10 protein-coding genes and 1 tRNA gene are annotated in these 12,175 nt (G+C 37.5%); all 11 read right to left on the minus strand.

The genetic code is table 11. The annotated features are described in order from the left end of the window. Positions 1–17: 17 nt before the first annotated feature. Entirely contained in the window at positions 18–1,283 is a 1,266-nt protein-coding gene (locus QMD71_07770) for a hypothetical protein (GenBank protein ID MDI6840726.1), read from the minus strand. Positions 1,284–1,310: 27 nt separating this feature from the next. Next, complete coding sequence (locus QMD71_07775) at positions 1,311–4,181, minus strand: BamA/TamA family outer membrane protein (protein MDI6840727.1); 2,871 nt, start codon at positions 4,179–4,181, stop codon at positions 1,311–1,313. Beyond that, positions 4,178–4,519: a hypothetical protein gene (locus QMD71_07780; protein ID MDI6840728.1), complete on the minus strand. Its 342-nt coding sequence runs from the start codon at positions 4,517–4,519 to the stop codon at positions 4,178–4,180. The genes QMD71_07775 and QMD71_07780 overlap by 4 nt, the downstream gene beginning before the upstream one ends. A 95-nt stretch (positions 4,520–4,614) precedes the next feature. Continuing rightward, a complete protein-coding gene (locus tag QMD71_07785; GenBank protein MDI6840729.1) occupies positions 4,615–5,280 on the minus strand; it encodes a hypothetical protein in 666 nt (221 codons plus the stop codon). A 37-nt stretch (positions 5,281–5,317) separates the two neighbouring features. After that, positions 5,318–8,692, minus strand: coding sequence for an FG-GAP-like repeat-containing protein (locus QMD71_07790; protein MDI6840730.1), 3,375 nt, complete (start codon positions 8,690–8,692; stop codon positions 5,318–5,320). Continuing rightward, positions 8,689–9,114 (minus strand): DUF86 domain-containing protein, encoded by a 426-nt coding sequence (locus QMD71_07795; GenBank protein MDI6840731.1) that lies wholly within the window; start codon positions 9,112–9,114, stop codon positions 8,689–8,691. The genes QMD71_07790 and QMD71_07795 overlap by 4 nt, the downstream gene beginning before the upstream one ends. Continuing rightward, positions 9,104–9,517, minus strand: a complete 414-nt coding sequence (locus QMD71_07800; GenBank protein ID MDI6840732.1) for a nucleotidyltransferase domain-containing protein — start codon at positions 9,515–9,517, stop codon at positions 9,104–9,106. The genes QMD71_07795 and QMD71_07800 overlap by 11 nt, the downstream gene beginning before the upstream one ends. A gap of 10 nt (positions 9,518–9,527) precedes the next feature. Continuing rightward, positions 9,528–9,618 (minus strand) — tRNA-Ser (locus QMD71_07805). A 31-nt stretch (positions 9,619–9,649) separates the two neighbouring features. After that, on the minus strand, positions 9,650–10,096 hold the full coding sequence (gene tadA, locus QMD71_07810) for a tRNA adenosine(34) deaminase TadA (protein ID MDI6840733.1): 447 nt from the start codon (positions 10,094–10,096) through the stop codon (positions 9,650–9,652). Further along, positions 10,097–10,261, minus strand: coding sequence for a hypothetical protein (locus tag QMD71_07815; GenBank protein ID MDI6840734.1), 165 nt, complete (start codon positions 10,259–10,261; stop codon positions 10,097–10,099). It lies immediately after the preceding gene. 316 nt (positions 10,262–10,577) lie between these two features. Next, positions 10,578–11,762 (minus strand): glycine C-acetyltransferase, encoded by a 1,185-nt coding sequence (locus tag QMD71_07820; protein ID MDI6840735.1) that lies wholly within the window; start codon positions 11,760–11,762, stop codon positions 10,578–10,580. Positions 11,763–12,175 lie beyond the last annotated feature (413 nt).

The following is a 12,175-nucleotide window of genomic DNA, read 5'->3' on the forward strand; positions in this document are numbered from 1 at the left end:
TCCTTATTCGGGCGAGGCTAAAGCCTTGCGCTACATATTTTGTATGGTAATGGGTATTTTATCTTTACCCAAGTCTCTTTATTATTATTTATTTCTATAGTCTTACCCCACACTTCTGGCAATACTTCAATGAGTTCACCATCCACCATAATTCCAATCATTGTATTTGATGGCAAATCTTCATCAAATGTAAGTTCAATTAAAGAACTACCGAGTGCACCAAGCTTAAAATTAGTATCCATAAGTTTATGTGGCAATTTCTCTCTTAATAGTACAGGTTTTGTAGAATCTCTACGCACAAAATGAACTTCTTTGCCACAGGCTCCTTTGGAGAGTTGGTAAACTGGTTGATTAGGATAAGCTATCTGATAAAGTCCCAGCTTACCTGGCTGTAGTAAGGTTTGGATTAAACTTGTAGAAATATTCTGAGATATAAGTTTCAGTGTTATACAATCACCCAGTATTTTATACTTTACATTTGTAAATCCGTATAATTCAAATCTTTCCTTTAATATTTTAGCCACCGTTTTTGTTTCTTCCTTAGCAATTATTTTAATTGTTTGAGTCTTTGCTAACGGGTCAATTATCTCAAATTCACCGCCAATATTTTTGAACTTAAACTCCCACTGAATTTGAGATTCTTCCACTTTGCTACGCTCAGGGTCAGAATGACATTTTAATTTACCTTTTGCGACCACCTTTTCTGGCAGTCTTGACATTATATTAATCCATACCTCACCGTAAGCTTCAGTAAGATTGGGGCACATAAAAAGTAAGTTAGGCTTAAATTCATATATGAAGTGACCATACTTTTCCACAGGATTCTGCGAAGCTTCTTTAAATTTATATTCACCGATAGAACAAACCATCCGTAGGTAGGATACTGGCTGTGTCTCCTGTGTTCTATCTCTCTTCTCCCACTTGTTATTTATCCACCTATATTCATCGTCTGCAATCCCAATCGCAGACAGCTTTTCAATAGTTGAATTGAATTTCCAACTCCCATCTATTTTCACCTTATCGTCTGTTTTTACTCCTTTAAATTTGCCTTTGAGGTGATCACCTCTTAACCCTATTTTTGAGAATTTAAGCTCAAATTCAAAACTTTGTGTCTCAATACTTTCCATAACTTGCTTTACTTCTTGTGGTGATAACGGTTGGCCTGTAGGGGTTTGATTAATCAAACCCCTACTACTTTTTGTAGTACATCCCGCTAAAGACAGAAGACAGAATACAGAACGCAGAATACGGGCTGCATCCTGTTTCCTGTTAACTTTCATCATTTGTTTCCTGTATTCTGTCTACTGTTTTTAGAACTCTGGTCCCAAAGATAGGTACATGTATGTCTCTTTTGATAAGTTTAATAGGTTAGTATTTTTTGCAATGTCAAATCTAATTATAAAAAATGGGAATCTAATTCTTAACCCGGTGCCGAAGCCGAATTTCAAGTCTTTTAATACTCCTTGTTCAAAAGGTTTAAATCTTTTAAGTTCATCCGTCGCATACCCGAAATCGCAAAATAATGCACCTCGTATCCCTCCAATTGATATAGGAATTGGGAATGCAATCATGAGCTTATCAATAAATGGATACCTGAGTTCAAAATTTAATACACTTACATTTCTGCCTTTAAATTCACCAATCTTGTATCCCCTTAAATCGTCAGCCCCCCCAATTGCTAAGTAAACTCGCTCCTTGTCTTTACCCCATATTCCTGCATTTATAGCCCTTATTGCAAATGAATATCTATTGGTAATTCTTATATATTTACGGAGGTCAAACTTATAGTAATTATACAGCCAGGTAGGTGAAACAACAGGCAATGTAGCTGATACAGTAATTTTACCTCGTTCCCCATTTTGTGGTCCCATCGGTCCCCATATGGAATTATCGAGTACATAGGATAGGACTGGTCCAGATATGTAAAGCTTTTCGCTAAACAAAACAGTGTCTAACTCATGGTAAGGATACAGTCCCATCTCATCCACATAGCCATTGAGCTCTAAATCTACACGACGAAATTTATCTATTGGATATTCAAACAATACTCCGCCTCCATATAATTTTTCGTATAGCAATAAGTCTCCTAATAGTGTATCTCCTATAAGCCAGTAGTATTCTTGCTTGAAAGTAGCTATACCGAAGTCTAATCTTCTTGGTAAGTACAGGTAACTTATATAATAATTTGCTGTGAGGTTACCTGGTGAGTTAGTCTCTATATAAAATTGATGGTTACCAAGTAAATCAGATACTGCAAGTCTCAAGTTACCAAAAATACCTCCCCCGTAAACATAAGATACGGAGCCGCCTCCCCAATCCGGCGTAAATCGTAATCCTAATTTTTTAGCTTCAATTTTAGCTGTATCTTCTCCACAGGATTCTGCGAATTTTACTTCAGTGTAGCACCTACTGAATGAGCTCTCAGGGCTACACTCAAGTCCTTTCTGTAGTGGATATTTTATAGTGTATATATCCCAGCCCATATCGGTATAACTACAGAAGGCGAGGTGCTTACCGTCATTAGAAATTGATGGTGTAAAGATGCCACCAATGACATTAGTAAGTTGCATAATATAATTCGCAGAATCCTGTGGAGATGACCCTACATCAAGAATATATAGATTATTAACCCCGTCTTGATTAGAGACGAATAAAATTTTGTCCTGAATCCATATTGGAGAAGCTACATAAGAAGCACGATTCTCTAGAATGGGTTGTGGTATTTGTATGGGCAATTCATAAGTTGTCCCTATCTTAAAGATGGTGTATTTTCCGTAGTGCCAACTTTCTCCATTCAGTGGTCTATCAGATGAAAAAATAATATACTCACCATCAGGTGACCAATTTGGGGTCAAGTCATCGTATTCATCAGAAGTGAGTTGTTCAAGTTTTCCTGTCGCAATATTTAATACGTATATATCTGCCATCCCATCTTTTATACCACGAAATGCAACAAATTTACCATCCGGCGAAAATGACGGTGAAAAAATCCCATCAAGTTTAGGTGAAAACTTTTTTATTACTTTTCTTTTGCACACATCCATAATATATAAAACATCTTTTCCACTACTTTTTGCAACAAAAGCTATATTTTTACCCGATGGGTCCCAAGTAGTTCCTCCATATAAGATATGTAGTGACTCAAAGCCTGCTGACTTACCACCTCCAATAAGTTTACACTTAATCCTGCCGTCAATACTTGACATAAGATACAGATTTTCATATTCATCTCTATCAGATATAAAGACAATTTCACTCCCATCCGGAGATATACTTGGAGCTGTATTAAAAAAATAGTCTTTGTGTTCTGTCAGTCTTCTTGCATCACTTGGGACTTCATCTTTAAGAGCACAACTTGCCCAATATTTCTTTTTTAAGTCAGCCATCCATAATCTATTCAATTCTTCTACATTAATTCCAAGCACAGATTCAATAGCCTTGTTTAGACCGCCAACTAATCCAATTTTGTGAAATAACTCGCCTATCTTTTTTCTACCATAGCGGTCTGCAATAAACTGCAAAATAGATTGTCCTTCTTTATACATAAGATAAGAGCCTTCTATAAGATAAAGTTGTTTTATTGGTTTTATTTTGTCGTAATATAAAGCATCTCTAATAATCATATCAGATTCAGCATCCCATCCTAATGATAAGTATTCAGCCATCCCCTCTACAAACCACAGTGGTATATTTAACAAGCTAATTCTTGGAATAATTCCAGTACCCCGTGATATACTAAATTGGAATGCATGTGTAAGTTCGTGAACAAGCACACGCCTAAAATCTTCGTAAGAGCCATTAAATGGGACAACAACCCTATTCTTAAACACTTCTGTAAATCCGCCAGTAGCTTCATCAATTAACGATAGAGTAACATTTGTTTGCTCAAAGTCGTTATGTGAGTTATATATAATGACAGGGATTGGTTCTTGTGGTGTATGAGATAATGTCTGAGATAATAATTTATAAGCATCAAGTAGTATAGTTTTTGCAAATTTAGCAATCCGCTCCCCACCCTCATAATAAATAATACTAAATTCCTTAGTCTCTATCACCTTCCAATTGAAATCTCTGTATTGCACTTTATTCTGCCCAAATTCCCAGTACTGTGAATAACCGATTATAGGGGTAATAAGAGACAGGATAACAATTATTAGGAATGACCTAAAAAACTGTATCATATCAATTTACCCAAAATGAAGCCTAAAACTATACCAGCAAGAAATGAAGTTACAAGCACCCTTGATTTGAATATGTCTATCTTGTGTCCCTTTCTGAGCACCAAAAGTGTTACAATATAAGCAAAACTATTCGCAACCCAGACAAGTGGAATAGAAATTATTTTCACTATAAACGGACCAATCCCAGGAATAAGCCCAATAATACCAAGCAACCCAGAGAATGCCTGTGTAAATATTCCAAAAACAACTACACCAAAAGCCATAATCTTCTTATCAAGCCTAAAGTGTAGACAAACAAATATAGTAAGAAAGATAATAGCCCAGCTAATTAATAGCATCTTATTCCGTAAGAAGAATTGTTTCATACCATTTGTCATTGCAAGCGACCCTGAACTTGTTTCAGGGGAAGCAATCTCATTTTTGTTTTCTCAATCTACCTCAATGCCAAGAATACCTTAACTCCATAAGGTTCTATCAATAGCCCATATCTTGGTGATGTATGGGCAGCTATCACCCCACTTATGACCCTGTTTAATATAGCCACTCCTATACAATAAGTTGCACGTTGTAACACTTCTCTTTTTTCTCTCCTTAAGCTACGGTATTTATTCCACTTAGATTGATTATCCCATTCCCATTTCAAGCTATCAGGTAAACTGTGTTCTTCTATATACTTCAGCTGACGTTCCCTTGCATCTTCTGGATATTTTTCTTCAGGATAAAGGTATCTTGCCTCTTCTCTAATATAAGTATTGTATGCCTCCAAGTTTTCATACCACTCTACAGCATTATAATAATCTTCATCTTTACCTGTTTTAGCGCCCGAGTTTGCATAACCATACAGGATGTAATTTTTTGTAATGAGTCCCGCATACCACCTAAATCCGAAGAATGTCGCCCAGATACTGGCCTCTATCGCATAAGCTCTTACAGCACCTGATTTATCTCCTATATATTGTTCACCAAGTCCTGGAAGCAATAGTGAAAGAGCGAGTGCCTTCTTATGCGACTTAGGTTTAAGCAAAATTTCAGGTGGCACTCTGATATGTCCTGGTGAAAACTCTTGCCCATAAATTGTGGCACTTAAAAATGCCAACATTAGTAAGATATGCAATTTCATATACCCCTACAAGATATTACTTTACGACTGCAAATTTCTTGAATCTGACTAAATTTTTGTTTCCAGTATCTACTTCAACTCTACATATATAAACACCGCTCACTAAATTAGGAAGCATAACTTCTGTAGCCACTTTTTCGCCAATCTTACCTCCAAAGTCTTTAACTACTTCACCAGCTGCATTTATTATCTTTATATTTACTGATTTTGCATTTCCACTAAAATATCTTACCCACCCTTCATCTATGACTGGATTTGGGTACACATAAAACGGGCTACGCATAAATACATCCACTGGAATTGTTGGTGCTTTAGGTGGTATTAAATATATTCCATTATGGCACTCATCTCTATATAGCATTGGCCAGGGTAATGCGCCATAACTGTCAATACTCCATGCATAAAGATTGCCATCGTCACAGCCGATAACAATTTCAATTATTCCATCTTTATTAAGGTCAACCAATAAAGGAGTAGAGTAAATTTTATTACCTACTGATAGTGGAAAACCTGAGAGTAATTTTCCTCTATTGGTATACCCAAGTAACTTACCAGCAGGTGCCCCAATTATAATTTCAAGCTTTGAGTCATTATTTATATCACCAACTACAGGAGAAGATTGGATTATTTCATTTGTTTTAGTATCAATTGGAAAACCAGGTAAATTAGCGCCAGTATTATTAAATGCATAAATCTTATTCCCAGCTGCAAGGATAATATCTAAGAGTGAATCACCATCTATATCAGCTAAGCAGGGTGATGAATAGAAAGATGTGTCTTCCAAGGTTTGCTTCCAGATAACTTTACCACTATCACTAACACAGTAAAGTTCACCCATCCCATTAGCTACAATAATCTCTCGTTTCTCATCCCCATTTATATCGCCAACTATTGGTGACGAAGTTGCGGGTATCCATGATAGGTGTGGTTCAATTGCAGTCCATAGGGTATCACCATTTGGCTTTATTGCCCAAAGCCTACCATCCCATGGCACAGCATAGATGACATTGCTGATTGAGTCATAAACTGGAGTAGTCCATATACATTGATAAAGATTTATAGGAAAACCGTCAAGTGTATCTCCATTACCATCCCATGCATATAGATTCATATCGTGTGCGCCTATAATGATTTCTTTTTTACCGTCATTATTAACATCTGCAAGAAGAGGCGATGATATAATAGGACCGTCTACTGATACAGGAAACCCTGAAAGTAGATTTCCATTTATATCTAAAGCATACACTTTGCCCCAGAACTTATATACTGTATCTTCACGACTTATGAACCGCATTTTTGTTTGATATCCTGTCTGCCGACAGGTAAGATTGGACTTTGACATTTGAGCTTTAGTAACTATTGTATCTTTACCAAAATATACACCACAAACAATGTCTGGGATGCCATCACCGTCTATGTCACCGACAGCTGGTGATGAGTAAATATTTGCACCATATCCAGCATCTACAGGATGATATCTCCATTTGATTATCCCGCTATCTGTGCACATAAATATAAATCCACCATAAGTAGTATCCATCACACTGGATACTATAAATGAACGACCGCCAATTTCTACAACATTAGGTGAGTTTATATCAAAATAGTCACCACACTTTATTGGAAAATTTGCATACTTTAAGCCAAATCTTAATGAAAAGCTCATTATAGTATCTGGCTTACTGATTGACTCAATAAATACATTAGAGACTGAGCCCAAGTTATCGTTTGTGTTTGGCGATGTATTTGGTGTGAACCTATCTAAGTTACCGTTGTAAAATACATCCCACGGAGTTCCATAAAAGAGAGCTACAAAGTCAGATGCCAGCCACCATGGGGTATCAAAGTCCTGAATCCCATCTGCTTCTTCCATGTCTACACCTTTAGGAGAGCCTGCATTTATCTCATTCATAAGTGAATCACGTGCAATTTTGTCATTATCTATATGCCAGATTGCCAAGCCACCCGCCATTGAGTCACAGGGAGTGCCCCAGTCATAATCGTCAAACTTAACGAGAACACCATCTTTCCATACTCTTGTAGCAGATGAGTCGTAATGGAAAGTTGAATCATTTGGATGTAAAGAATCACCTATTACAATATACTTATGAGTATCTGGGTTTGCGAATGCAAATCGCTCTTCTACAAGGAAATGTTCTCTTGTATTTATTGGTATTTTGTAGATTTTAGTTCTCGCAGTGTCCTCCCCCCCTCTCCTATAGATTTCTACATTAACTGTATCATTATCAAGTGAATCTAATTTAACTCTGCCAAGCTTTTGTGCACACCAAGCAGAAGTATGCGGTGGTAATAAACCGTTCAAATTCCAATTCCCTGTGCCCATTAAACACCAGCCTCCACAACCTATTGTTCTCAACTGAGTATCGTATAAATCAGGTAGCCCAACTTGATGCCCAAACTCATGTGCAAGCCCACCCTGCAAATAACCTGGCATACCATCTTGGAATGCAGTCTCCGGATAAATTGTACCCTCCAAAACTGCAACTGTCCCATTATCTACCCAGATTGGAGTCCCAAAGTATTCGTCTATATTGGTAACAAAACAGGCAATAATATCGTAAGGTGAATCCCCGAAATAATCGGTCTGCCACATTGAACCGGCATGGAATAGAATAATTGCGCCATTATCACCTGCATACTTTGAAAAGTCAATTTCAGGACTCTCTCTATCACAGGTTATAATAGCGTCTCTGAAAAGTGTAAGTAAGCCCTGAACATAGTTTACTGGGTCACCATAATAAGTCATAGGGTAAGGAAGCTTATAAGATGCACTCTCTCCTTCAGGTACGACTTTAAATTCTATCCATAATTTTTGGTCTGAGTCATCCCACCAATAATTTCTTAATGCCTCAAGTAAGTGTTCAAAATATCGCTTTGTATGAGGTGGGTCATAGTACAAATTATGGCCAAATGAGTCAGTATTTGGAAAAACGAATGGTGGATTACTATCGTGTAGGGCAGCAGATGTAGGATAACCCAACGAGTCGTAGGGGAATGGATTTACATCAAGGTCAAACTTTCCATTCCCTGTAGTTAATGATGTAGTATCCTCTTGAAACTCTACCCTTATACCCAAGACATAAATAGTATCAGGATATACCCCTTTCCTTACACGGTGAAGCAAATTTCTTTTTGATGGTCTTGAAATGTAGCGCTTAAGTTCGGGTTGTTCCTTAAATAGTTTATCAAATTTATAAGTTACCAATTTTGCACTCTTTACACCAAGTCCCCTTAATTTCTTAAGTTGTTCCAATTCATCTGCCAAAGCTCCTGTGGCGATTGCGAAACCACAGATTAAACATATCACATAGAGTAAAAATCTATTAAATCTGTAGCTCTCTTTACTTCCGTTTATCAACTTATTTATCACTGTTTATGAATTATCCGATTTATATCCTTGATAAAGTTTCTAATATCAGGTAAATTCTTATGTAAAATTTTGTATACCTCTTTTGCATCAATCTCCTCATAGTTATAAACTACTCTATTTCTAAAGTCTACCAATTTTTCGTATATTTTCACTTTTTCCTTTGAGATCAAATCATTCTCATCCAGCACCTTAATTATATCTTTACTCCCCTTAGGACTACGTAATCCAAGCCTCGCAACAATATGTGATGAGATATCCAAAAGAGCCTGAATTGAAGTCTGAATCATATACACACAACCTTCAAGTCTAACATAATCTTTGGCTAACTCTTTGTAATTAAGTTTCCTCAATTGTTCAAGTCCTTTAAGATTCTTTTCTAATACTACAAACCTCCCATTTATTCGCGCCCTATCAATATCCATAGCGTTCATCTATTCCTTTAAAATATTCATCTAAGTAAATCTTATAAGTAGGCTCAAAGTCGCAATACTCTATAATCACACGCTCTATAAAATTGGCTGTCTTCTCCTTATCTTTACTATAAATAAGTTTACCTTCAGAGATAACCCTGTGCTGAAATGGGAGTCCTACTTTATTAAGATTAACAAAATCAATATCCTCTGTCTCCAAAGCATTCTCAATTTTATTCTCAACTCCAATTTGTTCCATAAGAGAGACTGGCTGTTCATATAAGATTGCAATGTCTAAATCAGAGCGCTCTCTTGCTTCGCCTCTTGCACAAGAGCCAAATAGCCACACACCAACTATCTCCGGCTCCTTCTTAAAAATATCTGTGTTTATCAGTGTCTCTTTATCTGTGTCCATCTGTGTTTTACGGAGGGAGAGGGATTTGAACCCCCGTTTCCCGTTTTAACAGAAAAACACGATTTCGAGTCGTGCGCCTTCAACCACTCGGCCATCCCTCCATTCCTAATATAAGCGATAAAATTAGCGGTGTCAATGAGTATCTTCTTTCCTCAAATTATCAAAGAATCCCTTTAATATATGCTTGCAATTAGGCTCAAGTACACCAGAAATGACCTCTAATTCAGGACTCTTAATATTGTAGACTGTACCAAGACTGCCAACTCTTGGGTCACTAATTCCAAATACACATCTTGATATACGTGCCAAAAGGATAGCACCTGCACACATAGGACAGGGTTCTACGGTCACATATAGGGTCGCATTATCAAGTCGCCAATTATTTAGCGTATTAGCAGCACTTGTTATAGCAATTAATTCGGCATGGGCAGTAGGGTCTTTAAGTCTCTCAACTTGATTATGACCTCGTCCTATTATTCTGTCATTAAGAATAACAACAGCACCAACAGGGACTTCTTCCTTCTCTTTTGCAACTCTTGCTTCTTTGAGAGCCTCTCTCATCCAATATTCATTGTTCATTTAAAAAAGATTCAATTGGTAATAACCATTTGGATTTTTCATCTCAAAAGTTCGAGTTATGGTAGCATCTGGCACGATAATCCCACCATACTTGGTAGCTGTTTTCTTCACAGTCTCAATACAATAAGAGATGTTTTCATTTATCTCTTTGCTTCCAAAACGCAAAACCGACAGCCTTGCGAGGTCAAATAGTTATTCCTCACATTATCTTTAACAACAAGGCAATAATTTATTTTTTATCCCCAACAAAGAATTGGCGTTCTGCTTCAACCCTTTCCTTCTTAAATTTGTCCCAACCTTTGTCTTCCAAGGCGCTTTCGTTATACAGGTCGTTTATCTCCTCAGCTTTTAGGGGCGCTCCCAACAGGTATCCGATACCATCTCTTGATTTGGGCTATTTTGAAATCTTGTGGATTGTTCATTATAGCTACAAGCACTAACTTCTCCTCTAATTTGCTCATATCCAGCTAATCTGAATTTCCTAAATAACTCCGTATTTTTTGCCTACTTTTTCAAATACATCGAGAGCACGGTCAAGATGATGCTTCTCATGAGCAGCTGACATCTGGACCCTGATTCTTGCTTCTCCTCTCGGAACTACTGGATATGAAAAACCAACAACATAAATACCTTCCTGTAACATATCTCGTGCCATATCATGAGCAAGCCTCTCCTCACCAAGCATTATAGGAATTATCGGATGAATACCAGGCTTTATATCAAATCCGCGCTTTGTCAGCTCTTCCCTGAAATACTTTGTATTCCACTCGAGTTTGTCCCTGAGTTCGGTTGTCTCTTCCAGCATATCTATTACTTTTATCGCAGTGTATACAATAGGCGGCGCAAGAGTATTTGAGAATAGGTAAGGTCTTGACCTTTGACGCAATATATCAATGATTTCTTGCCTCCCGGTAGTGAACCCACCTGAGGCTCCGCCAAGTGCTTTTCCGAGAGTACTCGTTATTATATCAACTCTTCCCTCTACTCCTCTATATTCAGGGGTCCCTCTACCTGTCTTACCAAGAAACCCAGTTGCATGAGCGTCGTCAATCATAATGAGTGCATCGTATTTTTCTGCAAGCGGACATATTTCGTCAAGCTTTGCAATATCTCCATCCATTGAAAATACACCATCTGTGGCTATCAATCTCAAAGTAAATTTCTGTGTATCTTTCAATATTCGCTCGAGGTCTTCCATATCTGCATGTTTAAATACAAACCTGTTGGCTTTGCACAATCTAATCCCGTCAATAACCGATGCATGATTCAGTGCGTCAGATATTACTGCATCATCGCCGTCAAGCAATACATGAAATAGTCCTCCATTTGCATCAAAGCAACTTGAGTAGAGGATTGTGTCATCTGTACCCAAGAATTCAGCAATCTTATGCTCGAGCTCCCTGTGTATGTCCTTAGTCCCACAAATGAATCTCACACTTGACATTCCATATCCGTGTTTCTCGGTTCCTTCTTTTGCAAATTCAGCAATTCTTGGATTTCCCGCGAGTCCCAAGTAATTATTGGCACAGAAATTAATTACCTCTCTACCTTTTATCCGTATATCTACGCCTTGTTTGGATAGGATTTCCCACTCCTCTTTGTAGAGTCCTGTATCCCTTATATTTTTGAGCTCCTTTCTTAAGCTCTCTTTTAACTTACCATACATCTTACACCTCCTTGTTGCCCCTAAAAATAGGGACTTCTCTGCATAGTGCATTTCACTTGACTGGTCTGCCACTAATTTTTACTCGTAGCATGTTCAACTTAATACAAGTAAAAGGTGATGAGCAGCAACTTCCTTGCATCGCGTTAGTTCTAATTTTAAGCCAGGCTGTTTGCATTCCAGTCCAAGGGATCTCTCTCACTTCTCTCCTTCAGAAAGGAGGACTTATAAAGATTTCAAAGAGCGTAGCACTTTTTGGATTGCTATTTAACTACTTCTCACCAACGTCTCGTTGAGATGGAGAGCTTCACAGAATTAATTATATACTCCTCTGCTGTAGTGTCAAGGGAAAAAAATAGAGTGTTACTTTTCAGCAAAAATGTCCTCTTTTATTTTTCAGGTAAAATGTCCTCTAT

This window comes from bacterium (genome assembly GCA_030018315.1).
Taxonomy (GTDB): Bacteria; Hydrothermota; UBA3073; order JACQXS01; family JAGMCI01; genus JASEGA01.